18 protein-coding genes are annotated in these 19,819 nt (G+C 60.3%); 13 read left to right on the top strand and 5 right to left on the bottom strand.

The features are described 5' to 3' along the window. Positions 1-83: 83 nt before the first annotated feature. The 4 genes from INF32_RS07030 to INF32_RS07015 are packed head-to-tail and all read left to right on the top strand — an operon-like array spanning position 84 to position 6,940. A complete protein-coding gene (locus tag INF32_RS07030; RefSeq protein WP_226387646.1) occupies positions 84-3,353 on the top strand; it encodes a hypothetical protein in 3,270 nt (1,089 codons plus the stop codon). A gap of 19 nt (positions 3,354-3,372) precedes the next feature. Next, on the top strand, positions 3,373-4,164 hold the full coding sequence (locus INF32_RS07025) for a hypothetical protein (protein ID WP_226387645.1): 792 nt from the start codon (positions 3,373-3,375) through the stop codon (positions 4,162-4,164). Between the two features lie 4 nt (positions 4,165-4,168). Next, complete coding sequence (locus tag INF32_RS07020) at positions 4,169-5,071, top strand: hypothetical protein (protein WP_226387644.1); 903 nt, start codon at positions 4,169-4,171, stop codon at positions 5,069-5,071. Between the two features lie 39 nt (positions 5,072-5,110). After that, positions 5,111-6,940 (top strand): hypothetical protein, encoded by a 1,830-nt coding sequence (locus INF32_RS07015; RefSeq protein ID WP_226387643.1) that lies wholly within the window; start codon positions 5,111-5,113, stop codon positions 6,938-6,940. A gap of 342 nt (positions 6,941-7,282) precedes the next feature. Here INF32_RS07015 and INF32_RS07010 read toward each other — a convergent pair whose 3' ends face one another. The 4 genes from INF32_RS07010 to ruvA all read right to left on the bottom strand — a co-directional run bounded on the left by INF32_RS07010 (position 7,283) and on the right by ruvA (position 12,033). Next, on the bottom strand, positions 7,283-8,338 hold the full coding sequence (locus INF32_RS07010) for an FKBP-type peptidyl-prolyl cis-trans isomerase (protein ID WP_226387642.1): 1,056 nt from the start codon (positions 8,336-8,338) through the stop codon (positions 7,283-7,285). 9 nt (positions 8,339-8,347) lie between these two features. After that, positions 8,348-8,878, bottom strand: a complete 531-nt coding sequence (locus tag INF32_RS07005) for an FKBP-type peptidyl-prolyl cis-trans isomerase (protein ID WP_226387641.1) — start codon at positions 8,876-8,878, stop codon at positions 8,348-8,350. A 137-nt stretch (positions 8,879-9,015) separates the two neighbouring features. After that, the gene (locus tag INF32_RS07000; RefSeq protein WP_226387640.1) at positions 9,016-11,241 is read right to left on the bottom strand and encodes an inorganic phosphate transporter; all 2,226 of its coding nucleotides are present in this window, start codon (positions 11,239-11,241) and stop codon (positions 9,016-9,018) included. Positions 11,242-11,442: 201 nt separating this feature from the next. Next, positions 11,443-12,033 (bottom strand): Holliday junction branch migration protein RuvA, encoded by a 591-nt coding sequence (gene ruvA, locus INF32_RS06995; RefSeq protein WP_226387639.1) that lies wholly within the window; start codon positions 12,031-12,033, stop codon positions 11,443-11,445. Between the two features lie 90 nt (positions 12,034-12,123). Here ruvA and INF32_RS06990 point away from each other — a divergent pair, with 90 nt between their 5' ends. The 9 genes from INF32_RS06990 to INF32_RS06950 all read left to right on the top strand — a co-directional run bounded on the left by INF32_RS06990 (position 12,124) and on the right by INF32_RS06950 (position 18,725). Continuing rightward, on the top strand, positions 12,124-12,720 hold the full coding sequence (locus INF32_RS06990; RefSeq protein ID WP_226387638.1) for an OmpH family outer membrane protein: 597 nt from the start codon (positions 12,124-12,126) through the stop codon (positions 12,718-12,720). 124 nt (positions 12,721-12,844) lie between these two features. Continuing rightward, positions 12,845-13,249, top strand: a complete 405-nt coding sequence (locus INF32_RS06985; RefSeq protein WP_226387637.1) for a hypothetical protein — start codon at positions 12,845-12,847, stop codon at positions 13,247-13,249. Continuing rightward, a complete protein-coding gene (coaE, locus tag INF32_RS06980) occupies positions 13,246-13,854 on the top strand; it encodes a dephospho-CoA kinase (protein WP_226387636.1) in 609 nt (202 codons plus the stop codon). The genes INF32_RS06985 and coaE overlap by 4 nt, the downstream gene beginning before the upstream one ends. Beyond that, a complete protein-coding gene (gene folP / locus INF32_RS06975; RefSeq protein ID WP_394368321.1) occupies positions 13,847-14,707 on the top strand; it encodes a dihydropteroate synthase in 861 nt (286 codons plus the stop codon). Before coaE ends, folP begins: the two co-directional genes overlap by 8 nt. Continuing rightward, the gene (locus INF32_RS06970; protein ID WP_226388124.1) at positions 14,700-15,353 is read left to right on the top strand and encodes an ABC transporter ATP-binding protein; all 654 of its coding nucleotides are present in this window, start codon (positions 14,700-14,702) and stop codon (positions 15,351-15,353) included. Before folP ends, INF32_RS06970 begins: the two co-directional genes overlap by 8 nt. Position 15,354: 1 nt before the next feature. After that, positions 15,355-16,152: a TIGR02757 family protein gene (locus INF32_RS06965; RefSeq protein ID WP_226387634.1), complete on the top strand. Its 798-nt coding sequence runs from the start codon at positions 15,355-15,357 to the stop codon at positions 16,150-16,152. 6 nt (positions 16,153-16,158) lie between these two features. Beyond that, positions 16,159-16,899 carry a tRNA1(Val) (adenine(37)-N6)-methyltransferase gene (locus INF32_RS06960; protein ID WP_226387633.1) on the top strand — a complete coding sequence of 247 codons (741 nt, stop codon included), beginning with the start codon at positions 16,159-16,161 and terminating at the stop codon, positions 16,897-16,899. Between the two features lie 73 nt (positions 16,900-16,972). Next, positions 16,973-17,986, top strand: coding sequence for a DUF4831 family protein (locus tag INF32_RS06955; protein ID WP_226387632.1), 1,014 nt, complete (start codon positions 16,973-16,975; stop codon positions 17,984-17,986). 10 nt (positions 17,987-17,996) lie between these two features. Beyond that, positions 17,997-18,725 (top strand): DNA alkylation repair protein, encoded by a 729-nt coding sequence (locus tag INF32_RS06950; RefSeq protein WP_226387631.1) that lies wholly within the window; start codon positions 17,997-17,999, stop codon positions 18,723-18,725. Here INF32_RS06950 and INF32_RS06945 read toward each other — a convergent pair. Beyond that, positions 18,722-19,711 carry an NAD-dependent epimerase/dehydratase family protein gene (locus INF32_RS06945; RefSeq protein ID WP_226387630.1) on the bottom strand — a complete coding sequence of 330 codons (990 nt, stop codon included), beginning with the start codon at positions 19,709-19,711 and terminating at the stop codon, positions 18,722-18,724. The two genes, INF32_RS06950 and INF32_RS06945, sit on opposite strands and share 4 nt — an antisense overlap. Between the last annotated feature and the right edge of the window lie 108 nt (positions 19,712-19,819).

The raw sequence follows: 19,819 nt of genomic DNA, 5'->3' as shown, positions 1-19,819 counted from the left end.
CCGTATCGTTTTCCGCGCAGAATATATATTGTAAAATATATTAAGCGCGGGAACGCCCGAAACCTAAAACAACTTAATGTACCATGAAAAACTTGATGACGTTGCTGACGGCGGGACTGCTGTTGCTCTTCTCGTCGTGCAGCAAGGAGATCGCCGAGGGCGGGGGCGCTTCCGGGGGAATGAAGGTGATTCTTTCCACGGACGGCTCCACCGAGGTGCCCGGGGGTATCTCCTCGTTCAGGCTGCTCGCGTTCAGCCGGGCCGACGGGGCTCTGGTGAAAGAGGTGGCGGTCGATGAGTTCGCCGATCTGGGGACGGTCTCCCTGCCGGTCGGGAAATACGTATGGACGGTGGTCGCCGGGTTCGATGCCTCGGTCATGAGTATCGAAGGCGACAACCTTGCCGATTGCAGGCTGGTGATCGCCGACGAACTGACCGCTTCGCTGCCCGATCTGCTCTGCGCTTCCAGCGAGGTGTGGGTGGGGAAGGACAAGGAGGCGACTTTCTCCTTCGGGCGGATCGTCTCGATGATCGACATGCGCTACACGCTGCCCGAAAGCGAAGGCGTCACCCTGCGTTATACGTCGGCCTCTTCGAGATATTCGTTTGCGACGGGAGAGTGGAGCGCCGCCGACCGCTGCACCTTTGAACTGGCCGCCACGGCCTATGACGGGGATGGGGCCGGTTTCCGCAACCTGGCGATCGTGACCCCTTCGGCCGCCAGGTCCGAAATGGAGGTCGTCATCCGCCAGGATGGCGGCGAACTTCAGCCCAAGACCTTCACGCTCGATTCGCTGCCTCCCAACCGGACGCTCGTAACCGATTTTAATGCCTCCGAAGCCGAGGCTTCCGTGTCGGTTTCCGGTTCGAAAGTGACGGAGTGGAGTTCCGAAGGGGCTTCGCTCGTGGGGGACAACGCGCAACTCAAAATCATGCTGAGTCTGAAAAACAGCGAGGGTGTCATCGACCCGGCCGCCGTGACGGCGGCCAATCTGTCGGTCGTCACGGACGCGGGTTCGGAGACGGAAATCGTCTGCGAAGCCCTTTACCGGAACGGACTGCTGGTCTTCACTCCGGAGCTTGGCCGGCTCGAACCCGGCCTGTGGCGTCTCTCTAAAATAGAGCTGGTGGCCGGTTCGCAGGCCGTGGAGCTGGGAACCTACCGTTTCCTTTCCGTGGGGAAACAGATGGAACTGGTGGCCGACATGAAACTGGGTGGGCTCGGTGAGGGTACGGCCGAAAGCCCCTATGAAGTGTGCGACGAACGGACCCTCGGAAACTATATGGCTTATCTGAGCGACAATCCCAACGTGAAAAAAATGTGCGCCTTCGATATGGCGCCCGTGCGGATGAACCTTGAAATGGCCGACGTGGACGATGTTCCGGTACCCGCTTGTGACGGTGCCCGGGTGTACGTGACGGTTGAAGGCCGTCCGGAGGAGTATGTCGCTCCTGCCGACGTGGAGCTGACCGGAGGCGACAAGGTAGGGCTGGATACCGACGTGTCGGCGCTGCCGATCGGAAAGTGGATGCTGAGCCGGATCGAGTTTTGGAACGGGGACGCCCCGGCGGGCGATGCCTCCATCGAAATCTACGGCCGGAAGCTGGAGGAGCAGACGCTGACCGCCAGTCTGAAATTCGGCGGCATCGGCGACGGTCAGTCCATCCCCTACGAAGTGTGCTCGCCCGCCCGGTTCGACGCCCTGCGGAATTTCCTGATGACCAGTGAGGAAAACGTCCGCGTGGGGAACTATACCCGTTCGAAATACGTGCAGGTGTGCGACATCGACCTGGCTCCCCATCTGTCCAGATACTACGACCGGGCTTCCGGCACCTTCAAAACCAATACCTCGCGCAAGGAGCCCTATCTGGGCCACGAAACCAGCGGCTGGCTCCCGCTGGGTACGACGACGGCATCGTCCATCGCTCCGGGCAGCAACTACCGTTTCTGCGGGGAGTACGACGGCCGGGGATTCACCATCGACGGCGTTTACATCGACTCCGGAAGCGACAACAAGGCCCTGTTCGGTTCGGTCGAGGAGTCCGTGTTCAGGAATGTGGTCATCGGCTCCAACTCGTATGTCACGGGTAACGGAAACGTGGCGGCCCTGGCCTTTGCCGCTCTGGGGACCAACGAATTCGTCGAATGTGTCAACCATGCGGACGTGGAGTGTACCCGGGGGCCTGTGGGGGGTATTGTCGGAGTGGTCATGGGCCTGCCCAACGAAACGGCTCCCGATAACGGGTCGTTCTATACGCGGGTCGAGAAATGTGTCAATTACGGTGCCATCACCAACCTGTACACCTCTACGACTTCGACTCTGGGAACCGGGGGAATTGCCGGTTACCTGAGCTACTATACGCGGCTCGTCGGCTGCGAAAACCGGGGGACGATCTCCAGCCAGGCTTCCCATACGGGGGGTATCGCCGGGAACGTCATCAATAACAATTTCGTGCACCGGTGCATGAATTACGGGAAGGTGACCGGAGCCTACGACCGTTGCGGCGGCATATTGGGCAGCCTTCAGAAGTCGAGCCAGGTGATCGAGTGCGGCAATTACGCCGACATTTCCGGCGGGGCCTGCACGGGAGGAATCGTTGGCCAGTGCTATGCGGCCAGTGCCACACAGAGCGCCTTTATCGCCTGTTACAACGAAGGGACCGTGTCGGGAACGAACGCGATCAAGACCTCGACTTCCGGCGGAACCATGGGAACGGGCGGTATTGTCGGATCGCAGAAAAGCACCGACGTCATCATCTGTCTCAATGCCGGAGACGTGAGCGGAGTGGACATTGTGGGGGGAATCTCCGGTTGGACGGACGCCAATTCGGACCGGATTCACCATTGCGTCGCCACGGGCAGGGTGACCGTGACCGCCGGAAACGCTGACCCGGCCGGAAACGTCTGCCGGGGCGGTATGCTGGGGATTTCCCGGACGGGAACCACGACGACCGTGACGAGCGGCACGTATTCCATGTTGAAAAACAGTTTCTATCTGAAACTTGACCCCGTGTCCGAATGGCCCCAGGTGGGTATCGGCGGCTGGACGAACAAGGCCTATGACGCGATCCAGTGGAGCGACTGCCAGCATGAGGAAAATAAAGTGTGGGGAGATAACGGAGCCAAACCGCGTACCGAGAAGCAGATGTCCGATCATACGGTCGGGAAGTCCTATCTGCTTTATACGCTCAACAACGGGAGCTCCGGCGGTATAGCGAATCCCAATTCCAAATCGGTTCCCGAAGAGCTCTGGACTTCCGACATGTCGGTTCCCTGGCGGGGAAACGTGCAGGCGGACGGGTATCCGCGCCTGTGGTGGCTGAAAGATGCCGGAACCGTTTCGGGTCTTTAACGTTTAAACTACGAATCCGATGAAAAGAACGATAAAATATGCGGTGTGGCTGGCGGTCTGTGGATGGCTGGCCGCCGGGTGCGGCGAGAGCGGAGAGGACGGAGTTACGGGCGTTTCCGGTATCCGGGCCTCCGTCGAAGCCTCTGCCGCCGAATATGCCGGGGACGCCGGTCATGTCCGTCTCTATCTGACGGACGAAAATTCCGTGATTTCGAAAAGTTACTCTTTCAACAACCTGACCGAGTTCAACGATGCGGTGCTGAACCTTCCTCTGAAGGCCTTCCGGGCCGTGTTGTTCGCCAACCTCGATCCGGACGTGTTCGAGGTGCCCGCCGTGGGGGAGAAGGCGGATGCGGCGGGATGCGGTATCAGGGCCGGTGCCGTGGTGGAAAAACCGCTGCTGAGTGCTTCGGCCGACATATCCGGCACCGCATCCGGCGTGACCCTGGAATTGAAAAACGCCATGGCCCGACTGACTTTCGGCTATCCGTCGCCGGCGGAAGGGACGTTCGTCCTGAGGGTCGGATCGCCTGAAACGAGCGGTGGTGCGGAGCTCTATGAGGTCGCTTTCGAAGAGGTGTTCGCTGCCGGGGCCCCCGATTTTTCGGTGAGCTGTTACCTGTATCCCGTCGTGCGCGGCGATGTCTCCATCACGGGGACGGTCGGGGAGAGCGCCTTCTCCTTTACGCCCGACCGGCCGGAGGAGCGGTACGAGGCCGGGCACGACTATCTCTTTACGGTCCACAGCGAACCGCTCGGCCGTTCGGCCGCATCGTCCGTTCCCCGTTATGTCATCACTTTAAACCGTTGAGGCCATGAAAAAGATATTCGGTTATTTTATGCTCGTTTCGCTGCTCGCGGCAGCGGGATGTGCCAAGACGGATGAAGGGGGGAGAACCTCCGTGTCGGGTGTGGTGACGCTCGCCGGAGGCGACGACGTCGAGACGGATGCGCTCTCCGGCGGAGAGGTGCACCTGTTCGTCTTTTCCCTGACGGGGGACGATCCGCAGAACGCGGAGCACTATACGCTGTACCGTGAATTCGTGTCCGGGGGATACGATGCTCCGTTCGACATGCAGCTGCCCGGAGGCCGCTACCGTGCGATCGCTGCGGTGCTGGGCGGCAGCGGCGCGTGGCGCGTGGATGCGCCCTGGGGCGTCTGTCCCGGCGAAGTGAAATTCGTGTTGCTCGACCCTGCGGCTGCGACCGACCTGCTGATCTCGGAGGCGCAGGATTTCGAACTGACGGCCGTTCCCGAAGCGGTGACGCTGGAGGTGGAGCGTGTGGTCGGCCGGACCGTACTCCGCATCACCCACGATGCCGGCGAAACGGACCGGGTAGGGATGGCGGTGGAGCTGTCGGGTGTGTCCCGCAGCATCAGTCTGCTGGGGGAGGTGTCCGCCGTGGAGTCTGACGCCCGCTGGAGGGTGGAGGCTCCCTACGATGCCGATTCCCTGGCCTGCGTGGCCGTTCTGACGGCTTTCCCGAACGAGGAAGGCGAACATCCCGTCTATTCCTATCTTGCCATGGTGGGTTCCGGAGAGGATGCTCCCGTCTATACGGTGACGGCCGGGGGCCGGCCTTTCGTAAGGAACAAGATATGGAACACGGCCGTGGAACTGAACTATCTGCGGAGCGTGGCGGTCACTACGGACATTTCGCAGACGGGTTGGCAGACGGAGACGGGAGGGGACATTTATCCCGATCCGGAACCCTGAGCTGCGGATGCGAATGAGAAACAGTAAAAACGAAATCCTATGAAAAAGATAAAATATCTGTTTTTTCCACTCATTGCCGCATTCGTGGCCCTCGCTGCGGTGAGCTGCCAGGACGACGATCCCGACCGGCCCGACATTGTCGTCTCGCCGGACGGGGAAACGGCCTATCCCGACGGTTCCGAACCGGTCGGCTTCGTATTCGTACCCCGTACGGGACCCTATTACGAAAGGGAGATCGAGGGTTCGGTGGCCGGAGGGGTGAATCTCAACAGGCTGGCCGACGGCGATTACAACGTCTATGCCTTTGCCGGATACCGGAAGGAGTTGTATCTGAGGAATCTGTCCGATCCGAATGTTCCGCTCCTCTCACTCGGCGAGGGCTACGACCCTTCGGCCGGGATGCCCGCCCTGTGGTACGGCAGCGGCAGCTACGACACGGAGGATTATACCACGCCGGTCATCGACCTGCGTCCCGTGACGGGAGCGCTGGCCTTTTCCCTCTCCGACCCGCTGGGCGAGATCGTCGAGGCCACGGCCGTGGTGACCAACATGCACCGTTCGGTGAACCTCGCCACGGGAGAAGGAGCGGGAAGTGAAGTCGCATCGGCCGCGGTGAAACTCCTGCCGGTCACGCGTGCCGACGGTTCACGGTCTGTCTCCGGTAGCCGGTACCTGCTGCCTACCTCCGGAGAGACCCTCTCGGTGGAGGTGAACGTGCGTTATGTCTCGGGTGAGCGGAACTTTACCCATACGTTCGATACGTGTCTGGTGGCCGGAGCCGATATCGAACTGTCGATGGAGCGCTCCAATACGGATATCGTCACCCTGAATCTGTCCCATGCCGAACCGGTCGCTGACCGGGCCCCCGACGGAACATTCGTCGTCTTCTATAACGAAGAGACGGGCAAGGCCGTAGCCCGGTTCCCGCTCGCGGAGCTGACGGGGAACGACCTGACCCTCCCGCGCGGCAGCTACAAGGCGATTGCCGTGAGCCATTTCGATCCGGCCGTTTTCGACACCCTTTCGATGGACGGCTACGGAACCGCCCGGATCGCACTGAAGCAGACGGAGACCTTCTCCGGAGAACTTCCCGAATTGCTCGTCGCCCGGATACCTGCCTTCTCCACCCGGGAAGAGGGCAGCGTAGTGGAGGGTACGCTTGGCTGGGCCGGCAGCTCTCTGACCGTGAAGGCTTCGCTGCCGGAAGAGGCTTCGTCGATCCGGTTCGTTTACACCAATATGGCCGGTTCGCTCACATTGGCCGACGGAACGGCTTCCGGAGCCGTACGGTATGAACTGCCGCTTGTACAGGCAGGTGAGACGCGGGATTTCTCGGCTGCGGCGTACGTGCTGGGCAGTGCGGGAACGCTTGCCTACGATCTGGAGATCGGCCTGTCGAACGGCAATACGAGCAGGACCTCTCTGTCGGGGACGGGGATACTGCCCGGCGGAAGCGCCACGGAACTCGTGCTGGAGGAACTTCGCATCGGGGACCAGAACGTGGCGACTTGTATTCCCGTATTCTCGACCCTCTGGGGCGAGGACATCAACCAGCAGCAGGGTATCTCTTCGCTCAGTGCCGTGCGTTGTGCTGTGTCGGCCTCCGATTGTCCCGCTGTGGCTGCGGCGGTCAGTGCAGACCTGTATCTCGGCCGCAACGGTGCGGCCACGGTGTTCCGCGGGCTTTCCGTCACGCAGGAGGAGGGTGTCTATACGGTGACTTCGCCGATGGTGCTCGAAAAGGGCGAATGGACGGTACGACTCGACCTGCACGATGCGTCGGGACAGGTTCAAAGCCTGGTTTTCCCCGATCTTGCGCACGTTACCTCCAACGCTACCGTTACGGTGGTTTACCGGTCGAATCCCTGACGTAAGGGAACTGCCTGAGACTGGCCGGTTTTTTTAACGATTTCACCCCCGCCGAAGTTCATGGCGGGGGTGATTTGTTGAGGGAGACTTTGCCGGACTGCTTTACTTTTTAATATGCTGTACGGAAAGTCTGTCGGATAGGGAAAGACTTTTGTGGAGAAATCGGCTTTCGTCCTGCCCTGCTTTGGGTATGGATGCGGTCGGAATCGTATGGACGGGAATAGCCTGTCTGCCGGAGGCATGAAAATCACCCCGGCCGGTACTATAATCCGGCCGGGGTGAAATCGTATAGATTCGATTCTGGAAATTTATATGGCTTGTGCAGGCGAAAATACCGGCCCGTCAGTTTTCCGATCCGGAACCGCTGTCGTCACCGCCTTCTTCTTCCTCCTCGTCCTGGTTGGTTTCGATCCAGAATTCGAAGACCAGCGGAGTGTAAGGCTGGATCACCGTCTCTCCGCTCGAGTTGCCGGTCGAGCCGTATCCCCATTCGGAGGTGAAGACCATTTTGGCCCGGTCGCCGTAGTGCATCCGCGGCACGGCTTCGTAGAAAGCCTGTATCATGCCGCCGTCTTTGGGTGTATAGGAAGTCGCCGAATTTTCGTCGTAGTCGTTGAATACGCGCTGGGCCACCGAGTCGATATTGGTGTCGAAAATGAAACCGTCGAGAAACGAGCCGATATAATAGATGCTGACGGTCGAATCGACCGTGATCTTCGTCTTCTCGTCTTCGTTTCCTTCGATGATCTTGAAGAAGAACGTGCTGTCCTTCTCCGGCCGTTCTATCGCCCACTCGTTTACGGCATAGTCCATGACCATCCCGGTTTCCCGGGCCGTGGGGTCCGTCACCACTTCGTTCAACTCCATGGTCATGATCGCCGGAACGTTGGCGCTCAGCGCGTACTGGCCTTCATAGCCTCCCGAGTAGGAGGAACCGTAGGCCCCGTAGGCGAGGCTCGAAGGCATGTAGATCGTTACGACCTGTCCCTGTCTCATCTGTTGGAGGGCGGTCAGCTGCCCCTGCGTGAATGCCGTATTGTAGTTCTGGTACAGCAGGTACTGGGGTTCGTAGTAGGTGTGGAGCGTGCTGGTTCCCTGCTGTTCGGCCACTTCCTTGTAGCGGGTCACGAAAACGTTGCCTTCCAGGCTTTTGCCCGTATAGTTGATCCGCACCCAGTTCCCGATCGCGGGAGCCGCAGCCCCTTCCGGTGCGGGAGTGACGGTTTCGATATACATGCCGTTGTCCAGCTTCTGTGCGTCGGGAGCGTTTATTTTCATCCATGCGTCCAGCGAAGCCTGCTCCACTACGTTGTAGTCTTCATCGTTCTTTTTGGCGCAGGAGACGGCCGCGAGCGTGGCTGCGGTCAGCATGAAAAGTATGCGAAAGCGTATTTTCATCTTGTTTGGCTATTGTTTTTTCACGTTTTCTATCTTCAGGAAATACATCAGGGCGGTATTTTTCTCCACCACACCCACCGTCTTGTCGTCGTAGCCGAGATCGGAGGTGATGAACAGCAGGACCGAATCGCCCGTACGGCACTCCGGCAACCCTGCGGTCAGCCCCTTGATCATCGGTGTCGCCCCGATTTTCACAGCCTGGGGTCCGTTCGGCCAGTACTTCGGATTGAGCACCGTATCCCCTTCCAGTATCTCCGCGATGTCCGTGAAATAGGGCGAGGCGGCGGGAGAGGAGCCGAACGTGTAGGCGGCGAAGTGGAACCAGACCGAGTCGCCCGAAGAGGCTATTTCCGCCGTGGCATACTCCGGACGGTCCATATTGGTGACGCACTTGTAGACGCCGTTCTGAACGATATAGTCGGGATACCGGTTGGCGATGTAGCTTTCGATGGCGGTACGCTGGTCGGGTACGATATTGCTGTCGCTTCCGCAGCCCGATAGCAGGCAGAGACCCAGAATACAACTTGCAATATATCTCATACGATACCGTTAAAACCCATTAAAACCGTACAAACGTACGCATTTTTTCGGCCAAAAGCAAAAAAATGCACCGCTGCATATAATTAACTGACAGCGGTGCGAAATATTGTTCGGTACGGCCTGTTTTTTCCGGTGGCTCACTCCTGTTCCTCGATGAAGTATTTCTGCGATTTGAGCAGGTTCCTCGACTGGAGCACCATGGTTTTGGTCTCGTTCAGAATGTTCAGGTAAAGCATGCTGGATTTGGTGCTCGTGGCCTTGTTCTTGATCCGTTTGAGCTGGTTCTTCACCGCCTGGGCGATCGACTCGAAGAGGCTGTCCCGCAGACGGAGCACCTGTTCGATCTCGGTGTAGTCGTTGCTCTTGAGCATCTGCACGATCTTGTCGTAGATGTAGGCCACTTCGTTGTTGATCTTCATCAGGTCTTCCACCTGCTCCTTGGTCATGCCCTCGTGGTTGTTGTCGATATGGTCGAAACAGGGCCGGGTGATGTGGACGAGCGCCTTGGTCACTTCGCTGATGTAGTCCACCACCTGCACGTAGTAGTGTCCCGTGTTGATGTAGTTGTCCTGCAGCTTGTGGAGCGTGGGCATCATTTCGTACTTGCGTTCACGGGCCTGATAGAAAAGGTCGTTCGACTCCTTGACCATTTTTTTCAGCAGTTTGCGGTCTTCGTTGAAAACGCCTATCAGTGTCTCCTTGTAGATTTTCGTGGCCTCCTCCATCGTCTCGCTCACTTCGGTCATGCAGCGGTGGATCACTTCGTCCGCGCCCTCGTCGGCCCGGTCGCTCCCTTCGCGGCGGCTTGCCTTCGTCTCCCGTTTCTTGTGGAGGACGCTGCTCTGGATCAACAGGAACGCACAGAGCGCAGCGATGGCCAGTACGGCGATCGTGCCCCCGTACATCAGCGCGATCGACACGACGAACGCGATCACGAAGGCGATCAGTGCGGTGAGGAACCAGCCCGAAATGACGGCCAGCACGCCCGTGATGCGGTACACGGCGCTTTCACGCCCCCATGCCCGGTCGGCCAGCGAACTGCCCATGGCCACCATGAACGTGACGTAGGTGGTCGAAAGGGGCAGCTTGAGGGAGGTGGCCATCGAGATCAGCAGCGAAGCGACCGTCAGGTTGACCGTAGCCCGGATCAGGTCGAACGGAGCTCCGTCCTTCTCCGAGGCGCGCAGCGGAATGAAGCGCTTGTTCAGCGCCCGTTGCAGCGATTCGGGTACTACGGCCTCGTAGGTCTTGTTGGCGCTCAGGGCCAGCCGCACCAGCGAACGGGACATAAGCGTCGAGCCGAACCGCTCCACGCCTTCGTCCTGTTTGGCCAGGTTGATCTCGGTGTCGCTCACGCTCTTGGCCTTTTTGGATGTCCACAGCGTAACGACCATGATAACGCCGGCCAGAATGAGGAATCCGATGTTGGCGACGACCGGATTGTTCAGTTCACCCATCAGCATGTCGGGATTTCCCGAAGCCAGCGCGATTTTATAGGAGTCGTACCCGGCGATGGGCACGCCGATGAAGTTCACCAGGTCGTTGCCCGCGAAAGCCAGCGCCAGCGAGAACGTTCCGGCCAGTACGGTGATTTTCAGTATATTTACCTTGAAAAGGTGTTGGAGCAGTGCCATCAGAAGGCTCCATCCCGCCCACATGCACAGCAGTACGATCCAGATGTGTGCATTGATGAAATCCAGCGTTTCGGCGCTGATGAGCGGCGTGCTTTTGAGCCCTTTGAACACGGCGAAGTAGGCGATGGCCGAGAAGGCGATACCGCACCAGAGCGCTCCGATGCGTCCGAACACCTTGTGGTACCGGAACGTGAAGATGACCCGCGTGATATACATGACGATCGACCCGCAGGTGAAGGCGATGACCACCGAAACCAGGATAGCCGAGATGATGGCCATGGCCTTTCCCGAGTTGATGAACTGGGCCAGGTCGCTCATGTCGAGCGCGTCGTTGGCCGAAATCTTCACGGTTGCCACGGCGATGGCCGCACCCAGCAGGCCGAACACCAGCGAGACGGTCGTGGAAGTGGGCAAGCCGAAGGTGTTGAACAAGTCGAGCAGGATCACGTTGGCGAACATGACTCCCAGGAACAGCATCATGATGTCCCTGAACGTGAACATTTCCGGATAAAACACTCCGCTTCGCGCTACTTCCATCATGCCGCTGGAGGTGATGGCCCCGATCAGGATGCCGACCGAGGCGACGGTCATGATGACATAGCGGGGAGCCACTTTCGAACCGAGGGCGGAATTGAGGAAGTTCACGGCGTCGTTCGCCACGCCGACCATAAGGCCCGAAACCGCCAATGCCATGAGAATGACTACGATAATAGTAAAGATACTATCCATAAGCGCTCATTTCGTTCAAATTTGCCGCAAAAATAGGCTTTTTATTTTAAATCAGGCGGAAAAAAGCCGGCCGCCGCTTCATATCTTAACATTAATTTAACATCGAGGTAACGATCCGTCATACTCCCCGCGCCTTTTCCCGCGTCGCGGAACCCCTTTCGGCCGGAAGCCGCGAACGGTCTTTCCGGCAGGTGTTTCCGGTCAGAGGCGCTTGAGGGCCTGGCGGATCACCTCTTCCACGGCAGCCGAAGGATTCTCCTTCATCAGGCTGCGGATCGCCTTGTCCGAGGCCGCTTTAGGAAACCCGAGCATGGTGAGGGCGGCCAGCGCCTCGTCGTACACCGCATCGCCGCCGGCCCCGCGCAGGGCGGCCGGCTCGATCGTGGTGGCCTGCCCGGCGATCTTGTCGCGGAGTTCCACGATGATCTTCTGGGCCGTCTTCAGCCCGAGCCCCTTGACGTTCTTGAGCAGGCCCGCGTTCTCCGTGGAGATGATGCCCGCCAGCTCCCGGGGCGAATAGGTCGAGAGAATCATCCTCGCCGTGCCGCCTCCCACGCCCGATACGCTGACCAGCAGGCGGAAAAGCTCCCGCTCCTGCCGGGTGGCGAACCCGTACAGGATCTGCGCGTCCTCCCGCACGATGTAGTGCGTGTAGATGCGGGCCGACCGTTCGTGTTCGATCTCCGTGTAGGTTTGCAGCGAGATGTTGATGTAATACCCCACGCCGGCGGCTTCTATCACCACGTAGGCGGGGGTGAGTTCGGCGATTTCTCCCGAGATGTATTCGTACATGATGCGGCTTATTTTTCGCAAAAATAGTCAAACGTAAGGAAAACTTTATATCTTTGTGGCTGTTATTCACTAAAAATTCGCTCTATAACCATGAGAAAACTGTTTTTTATAGCGTCGGTCATGATGTTCGCGCTCGTCGGCTGCAAGAACGGCGCCGCCACCCAGACGGTCGGTTCGTCCGATACCACCCAGGTCCGTGTGACCAGCAGTCAGGTCGCCTATATCAACATCGACTCGCTGGTCAGCAAATACGATATGTACCTGGATTTGCGCGGTGACTACGAAGTGAAGGCCAAGAAGGTCGAGAACGAACTCACCAGCAAGGGCCGCAGCCTGGAGAAGGACGTGCGCGATTACCAGGACAAGGCGCAGAAGGGGCTGATGACCCGTTCCCAGATGGCCGAGACGGAGGAGAAGCTGCAGAAGCAGCAGCAGACCTTCATGCAGCACCGCGACACCGCCATGCAGGAGATGGCCGAGGAGGAACAGGTCATGCTCAACCAGATACATTACAGCATCGTGGAGTACCTCAAGGAGTTCAACAAGGATTACCGCTACGGCATGATTATCAGCACCACGGCGGCTGGTCCCATCCTGAATGCCGATCCCATGCTCGACATCACCTCGGTCGTGCTCAAGGGGCTGAACGAGAAGTACGCCGCCGAGAAGGCCAAAGGCAAAAAGTAAATCCCGCCGGGCGGATGCTCCCGCACCGCGGACCATACGGGGAAGCCGGCTCTCTTCTGGAGCCGGCTTCCCCTTTTTTAAAAGAAAAAAAATCGTTTACTTTGTAGCGGTTCAACCGACGATTATGCGCAATTTCTGGCTTTTCATACGCAAGACGTTCAGACAGTACGTCTCTCCTGTTTTTCTTTTGCTGCTGCTTCTCTCTACGGTGCTGTGGTACATCACCAAGCTGAGTTACACCTATACCGCCGAAATTCCGGTTTCGGTGCGGATCGGGAACAACCACTTCCGGGTGCGTTGCGTGGCCGAAGGGACCGGTTCGAGGCTCTTCGCCCACCGCTTTTTCCTGCACAAGGACCTGGTGCTCGACGTGGACGACGTGCAGCTGACCCCTTCGCTCAGGGACAAGGGTGCCTATGTCATCAATCCTTTCTCGCTGCAGAACGCCATTTCGGCCCGCAACGGAGACATCCATATCATCTCGGTGGGAGAGCTGCCCGAGATCACCTTGTCCGACGACGAGCGATGATCCGTGTCGGCATAACGGGCGGAATCGGCAGCGGCAAAAGTACGGTATGCCGCCTGTTCGGATTGTTGGGCGTCCCCGTTTACGATTCGGACAGCCGGGCCCGGGCGCTGATGAATGGCGACGCATCCCTGCGCCGCCGGATCGCCGACCTGCTCGGCGGGGAGGTCTACCGGGAGGAGGGGCTCGACCGGAAACGGGTGGCGGAGCTCGTGTTCGCCGATCCGGACCTGTTGCACTCCCTGAACCGGATCGTGCATCCGGCCGTAGGACGCGACTTTCTGGAGTGGGCCGGCCGCTATGCAGGGGGACGGTGCGGCAGAGTGCCGCCCTATGTGATCCTGGAGAGTGCCATCCTGCTGGAGAGTGGATTCGACCGTTACGTCGATCGGGTCGTGGTCGTCACGGCGCCTGAAGAGGTGCGTGTGGCGCGGACGGTGGCGCGGGACGGTGTCTCTTCCGATCGGGTGCGTGCGCGGATCGCCGCCCAGTCCGGCGATGATGAACGGCTGGCCCGGGCCGACCGGGTGATCCGCAACGACGGTCGGGAGTCTCTGGTGGCTCAGGTCGGGTTGTTGCATGAATTGTGGACGAAACCGAATGAATGAAATGAAGATAGAAATTGGCGGCCGGACGCTCGATCTGGCGACCCCCGCAGTGATGACCATTCTGAACGTGACGCCCGACTCCTTTTTCGAGGGGAGCCGGCGTTTCAGCGCAGGGCTGATCGAAGAGGGGGTGAGGAAGGCCGTGGAGGAGGGTGCCTCGATGATCGACGTGGGGGGCTACTCTTCCCGTTCGGGGGCGGACGACGTGTCGCCCGCCGAGGAGTACGAACGGGTGGCCCGCGGAGTGGAAGCCGTGCGGAGAGTGGCTCCCGATATGGTCGTTTCCGTCGATACGTTCCGGTCCGGGGTGGCCCGGAGGGTGCTGGAGGAGTTCGGTCCCTGCATCGTGAACGATATTTCGGCCGGGGAGCTCGATCCTCAGATCGTTCCGCTGGCGGCCCAGTACGGGGTGCCCTATATCGCCATGCACATGCGGGCGACGCCGGCCACGATGCAGCGCCACACGGAGTACACGGACGTGGTGGCCGCCGTAGAGGATTTTTTCGAGGCCAAGACGGCGCAGCTCGCGGAGGCCGGGGTGCGGCAGGTTATTCTCGACCCCGGTTTCGGTTTTGCCAAGACCACGGCGCAGAACTACCTGTTGCTCGGGGCCCTGAGGCGTTTCGCCCGTTTCGGCGTGCCCGTTCTGGCGGGAATTTCGCGCAAGTCGATGATCTATAAGGTGCTGGATACAACCCCCGCCGAATCGCTGTACGGCACGACGGCTCTCCATTGGGAGTGTCTGCGGGGCGGGGCTTCGATCCTGCGCGTCCACGATACGCGGGCGGCCCGCGATGTGATCCGTTTGTTCAACTATTATAACGAATGCCATGGAGACGAAACCCATGATTGAGGTGCGGGATATTCACAAGAGTTACGGGGCGCTCGAAGTGCTCCGGGGAATCGACCTGACCGTGCAGGCGGGCGAGGTGGTCTCCGTGGTCGGTGCCAGCGGGGCGGGAAAAACCACCCTGTTGCAGATCGTGGGGACGCTGAACCGTCCCGACCGGGGGACAGTGACTCTCGGCGGCGAACGGACCGACACCCTTTCGGACCGTGCCCTTTCTTCGTTCCGCAACCGGAAGATCGGTTTCGTGTTCCAGTTCCACCATCTTTTGCCGGAGTTCACGGCGCTGGAGAACGTCTGTATTCCGGGGTATATTGGGGGACGCGACCGCCGCGAAGTGGAGGAGCAGGCCCGGGAGCTGATCGCCCTGCTGGGAATGGAGCACCGCATCGGACACAAGCCGGCCGAGCTGTCGGGCGGCGAACAGCAGCGCATTGCCATCGCCCGTGCCCTGATTAATCGTCCGGCCGTGCTGCTGGCCGACGAGCCCTCCGGCAATCTCGACTCGAAAAACAGGGATGAGATACACCGGCTCTTCTTCGAGCTGCGCGACCGCTTCGGACAGACGGTGATGATCGTCACCCACGACGAACACCTGGCTGAAATGGCCGACCGCCGGATCGTGATGAGCGACGGACAGATCGTAGCGTGACATGGAGTCCGGAGCGAATCTTTTTCCCGACCGGGAGGCGTTGGGCGAGCTGCTCGAACGGCTGTACGACCGCTACGATTCGCCCGATTTCATCGGAGACGATCCGATCTGCATACCGCACCGTTTTACCCGTCGGGAGGATATCGAAATCGCCGGATTTCTCTCCTCGACTATCGCGTGGGGCAACCGGAAGATAATCGTGCGCAACGGCCGCCGCCTGATGGAGCTGATGGACGACTCTCCCTTCGATTTCGTGATGCACGCCGCTCCCCGGGAGATCGAATCCCTCCGGCGGTTCGTCCACCGCACGTTTAACGGAGACGATCTGGTTGCCTACGTGGCCGCCCTGCGCCGCCTCTGGACGGAGCATGGCGGTATCGGAGCCTTTTTCGAACGGGAGTATGCCGGTGCGGGCGACCTGCGTCCGGTGCTCTCGCGGTTCCGGAGCGCTTTTTTCGGGGCGGAGCACCCTGCCCGGACGGAGAAACATCTCTCCTCCGTTGACCGGGGCGCCGCCTGCAAACGGCTCAACATGTATCTGCGCTGGATGGTGCGCCGCGATGACCGGGGCGTGGATTTCGGGCTCTGGACGGGAATTCCCGCCTCGGCCCTCTACCTGCCGCTCGACGTGCATACCGCCTCGATGGGGCGGGCGCTGGGTCTGCTTGCCCGGCGGCAGAACGACTGGCGTGCCGTGGAGGAGATCACCGGGGCGCTCCGGACGTTCGATCCGGACGATCCCGTCCGCTTCGATTTCGCCCTTTTCGGGGCCGGTATGGACGGCTTTCTCAAAAATTGATGCGTTATGTCGAACAGTTGGTTCCGTTTCAAAAAGTTCCGGATCGAGCAGGGCGGTTCGGCCATGAAGGTGGGTACGGACGGCGTGCTGTTGGGGGCCTGGTGCCGTATCGGGCCGGAGCAGCGCCGCCTGTTGGACGTGGGTACCGGAACGGGGCTGATCGCCCTGATGGCGGCCCAGCGGCTGGAGGCATGCGGTGCTCCGGACGGCTTCCGGGTGGATGCGCTGGAGGTGGACGGGCGGAGTGCTCGGCAGGCGGAGGAGAATGTGGCGGCGGGTCCGTGGCCCGGTGCCGTACGGGTGATTCCCCGCTCGTTGCAGGATTTTGCGAGGGAATACGACGGGGAGGGTTACGACCATATCGTCTCCAATCCGCCCTATTTCGTCGATTCGCTGCGGTGTCCCGATCCGGCCCGTTCGGCGGCCCGCCATGCCGATACGCTGCCTTATCCGGACCTGGCGGTCTGCGTGGGGTGCCTACTCGCCCCGGGGGGGATTTTTTCCGTGATTCTTCCTCCGGACGGGATGGAGCGGCTGACGGACCTGGCAGCCGGAGAGGGCCTGTATCCGCTGCGCCGCACGGCGGTCGTTCCGGCTCCCGGACTGCCCGTCATGCGGGTTCTGACCGAGTTCGGCACGGAAATGGCGATGCCCTGCGAAGACACGCTCGCCGTGTCGACGGCCGACCGGAGCGGTTTTTCGGAGGAGTACAGGAGGCTCACCCGTGATTTTTATCTGAAATTTTGAGCCGGGAACCGTGACTTTTGAGGGAAAAAACGTAAATTCGCCCGATATACGGTATATCGTAAAACGACTGATTATGAAAAAGACGGTAAAAATAGCGCTGCTGGGGATCGCATCCTCGGCGGCGGTGCTGACGGCCGGTGCACAGAGCGCGCGCATCGCGCGGGTCGGTCTGGTGGAGTCTCCCTCCGGAGCGGTCTATTCCATGCCTTCGACCACTCTGAAGGTGAATATCGTGGTGCAGAAGGAGACGATCCGCCGGGGACCTTACGCCCGTTTCGCCCAGAAATACCTGGGGGTGATGGCGCCGCTGGCCGATAAGGACATCTATACCATCAGGGACGCATCGCTCGGGTATTCCGATTCCGACATCCGCGAAGCCGACGGAGCGATCGCCGCCCCGCTGGCCGGGGTACCGGGCCATTTCGGAGAGCCGGTGCCGGGCCGTGAGTTCAACGAAGTGCGTTTCGACGACCGCGGAATCGAACCCGTCGTTTCGGAACGGGTGGTCGTCTCCCACGTCGAGAGCGACACATCCTTCGTGAAAATCGCTCCCGACCGGACGGAGACCGTGGAACGCAGTACGGAGGAGATGGCCAAAGCGGCCGCCAATGCGATTTTCACCCTGCGCAAGCGCCGTTTCGACCTGGTGACCGGCGAGGCGGGAGAGAATGTTTTCGGTGCCGGCATGAAGGCCGCCCTGGAGGAGATCGCCCGGCTCGAACAGGAGTATCTTTCGCTTTTCCTGGGCAAACAGTACGTCCAGCAGATGGTGCGCGAATATACCGTGCTGCCTGATTCGGGCAAACTGAACTATATCGTGTGCCGCTTTTCGGATACGGCCGGACTGTTGGCCGGAAGCGACCTGAGCGGCCGGCCTCTCGTGCTGGAGCTGCGTCCGGAGGGACGCGCCGATGCCCGGTCGCTTCCCCGTCGTTCGCCGCGCGACAACCGGCCGGGGATCAATTTCCGTGTGGCCGATTTCGTGAACTGCCGTCTGGTGGACGGGAAGACCGAACTGGCTGCCCGCCGTGTGCCCGTCTATCAGTGGGGAACCACGATCGACGTGCCGACCGGAGCCGTAAAATAGCCGGACGGGAATGGAGGGCAAAAGCGGACGGATGGCCGCTCTGATGCGTCGCCTGCGTCCGGAGATGAACGGGGCTGTGGTCGAAGCCATGACAGCCCGCGGTATCGTCTATCCGTTGAGTTACGGCGTGGCCGTGCCCGCGATCCGGGAAGCTGCGGCGGCCTTCGGGCCCGACCATGAACTGGCGCGGCTGCTTTACCGCCAGCAGGTGCGGGAACTCCGGTTGGCCGGCATCTACACGGCCGATGCGGAACAGTTGTCTCCCGATGAACTGGATTTTTGGGCCCGGGGCGTCGTCAACACCGAGGTTGCAGAGCATTTGGCCTATGCTCTGTTGGGACGTACGCGGTGGGCCGGAACCGTTCTGTTCCGTTGGCTTGGCGGGGACGGTCCGGTACCGGGAGAACCCGAGGTAGCGCGGGGCGGCGGAGCCGGACTCGATACCCCCCGTGCGGAATGTCTGCGTTACGCGGCGTTGATGACCGGGGCGCATGCCCTGGCCCGGGGTGCCGACGGATGGGATTACGACCGTTTGCAGGCGCTTCTTCCAGAAGCCTGTGCGCAGGCCGTTCCGGCGGAAACTCCGGCCTGGACGGCGTTTCTCGGACGGATGATCCGCCACGCTCCGCAGGGAAGGGAACGGGTGCGGACATTCCTCGCCGATCCGCGGGTCGCGGCGTCTCCGCTTTTCCCGCGTCTGGATGACGAGGTGAGTTGGCAGTTGGACGACACCCTTTAGTTCATCTCTACCCACGACAGGTAGGGATGGTGCCGGTCGTCCTTGTCCAGCAGCGATTCCATGTATTCGATGGTCCGGCCCAGTCCTTCGTCGAGCGACGTGAGGGGTTCCCACCCCAGCAGCTGGCGGGCCCGTGTGATGTCGGGCGTCTTGTGTCTCGGATCGTCGTCGAGAGGGGTGAGGTGCACGATTTTCGACCGGCTCCCCGTGAGGGATACGATGCGTGAGGCCAGTTCGTTGATCGTGATTTCCCGGTTACTGCCCAGATTGACGGGAAGCGAATAGCCGGACGGAGGATCGTTCATCAGCCGCACGAGCCCTTCCACCATGTCGTCCACATAACAGAAACAGCGGGTCTGTTCTCCGTTGCCGTAGATCATCAGGTCTTTTCCGAGCAGGGCGTCCGCGATGAAGTGGAACAGTACGCGGCTGTCGCTGAATCCGGCTCCCGGTCCGTAGGTGTTGAAGATGCGGGCGATTCTGACGGGCTGTTTCAATTGGTCCCGATAGGCCCTGCACAGGCTTTCGGCGGCCCGTTTCCCCTCTTCGTTGGCCGACCGGATACCGGTCGGATTGACATTGCCCCAGAAATCCTCTCCCTGGACCGACTGCCGGGACGATCCGTAGATGTCTCCGGCCGAGGCTTGCAGCAGGGTGGCTCCTGCGGCCCGTGCGGCATCGAGCGCATGCATGGTGCCGAGGAGATTGATCTTCAGCGTTTCGACCGGATGATGGCGGAAATAGAGCGGGGTGGCCGGAGCCGCGAGATTGTACAGCTGGTCTGCCTCTATGTTGTAGGGATTAAGTACGTTGTGCCGTACGAACCGGAAGTCGGGATTCCGTTCCAGTTCCTGTATGTCGTTTCGTTCCCCGCTCAGCAGCGAATCAATGCAGACGACTTCGTGTCCTTCCCGCAACAGCCGGGCGCACAGGTGCGAGCCGATCAACCCGGCTCCTCCCGTGACTGCGATCCTCTTCTTTTCCATAATTGCCTCTTCGTATCGTGTGGAAAAGAAAAGGTATCAAGAACTGTTCCAACCTCGGGTGTCGGCTCCCTCCTTTTCGTTTTTGCAGAACGGAAGCGGGCCGCCGTT

The sequence above is a fragment of the Gallalistipes aquisgranensis genome (genome assembly GCF_014982715.1).
GTDB classification, from domain to species: domain Bacteria; phylum Bacteroidota; class Bacteroidia; order Bacteroidales; family Rikenellaceae; genus Gallalistipes; species Gallalistipes aquisgranensis.
The sequence above is the reverse complement of the archived record's forward strand: the minus strand, read 5'-3'. Positions and strand labels throughout refer to the sequence as shown.